The sequence below is a fragment of the Streptomyces calidiresistens genome, assembly GCF_014141525.1.
Taxonomy (GTDB): Bacteria; Actinomycetota; Actinomycetes; order Streptomycetales; family Streptomycetaceae; genus Streptomyces; species Streptomyces calidiresistens.
Map to the genome: position 1 here is coordinate 1 of NZ_VKHS01001388.1, position 765 is coordinate 765.

The window sequence follows — 765 nt, forward strand, 5'->3', positions numbered from 1 at the left end:
GGGCCGGGTCCCGCCGCTCTCCGGTGTTTCCCGGCCCCTCCTCGGTACCTCGATTAACCCCGGAGGGCCGGTAAACGGTAGGCTGGCCCGATGTAGGTCGTGTGGGCTCGGACGCCCCGCACCGAGTAATCGAAGTGAGCGAGGGTAGTCGTGGGCTCTGTCATCAAGAAGCGGCGCAAGCGTATGGCGAAGAAGAAGCACCGCAAGCTCCTCAAGCGCACGCGTGTGCAGCGCCGCAACAAGAAGTGAGCGAACGCCGCTGAGAGCCCGGCCCTCCCTTCCCGTTCGTTCGGGTGGGAGGGCCGAGTCGTGTCCCGATCGGGGGCACGGGGTTCCGTGCGGTCGCGGAAACGGCCCCCGGGACGGTGGTATCCGTCCCGGGGGCCGTCGCGCGTTCCCGGAGCCCCCGTTCCGCCCGCCGGTGTCCGGGGGCGGTCAGGAGCGGTCGCCGGGCCGTACGTCGATGCCCAGGCCGGGCAACAGGCCGTCGATGAGCGGGGGAAGGGTGATCTCCGCCCCGGGCTCGGCCGGCACGGCCTCGGTGGGGTCGGTGCCCGCCGCTCCCTCCTCCGGCTCGGCTCCCGGCGTCCCGGCGCCCTCTCCCTGACCGGGCCGGCGCTGCTCCTCCCCGGAGGGCGACGGGCCGACCGATTCCGGTTTCTCCGCCCCGCCGGGGGACGAGCCGCCCTCCCCGTCGGTCTCCCGTGGCGGGTTCGCCCCGGGGGGTTCGGCGGAGGGGTCCTGTCTCTTATACCCATCTGACGC

Annotated in this window: 1 protein-coding gene and 1 pseudogene; one reads left to right on the forward strand and one right to left on the reverse strand. The window is 72.9% G+C overall.

What is annotated here, in order from left to right; genetic code table 11:
* Positions 1 to 150 precede the first annotated feature (150 nt).
* Positions 151 to 249 carry a 30S ribosomal protein bS22 gene (locus FOE67_RS27450; protein WP_003948845.1) on the forward strand — a complete coding sequence of 33 codons (99 nt, stop codon included), beginning with the start codon at positions 151 to 153 and terminating at the stop codon, positions 247 to 249.
* A gap of 186 nt (positions 250 to 435) precedes the next feature.
* Here the strand turns inward: FOE67_RS27450 and FOE67_RS27455 are convergent.
* Positions 436 to 765: pseudogene (locus FOE67_RS27455) on the reverse strand (hypothetical protein); the annotation flags it as partial.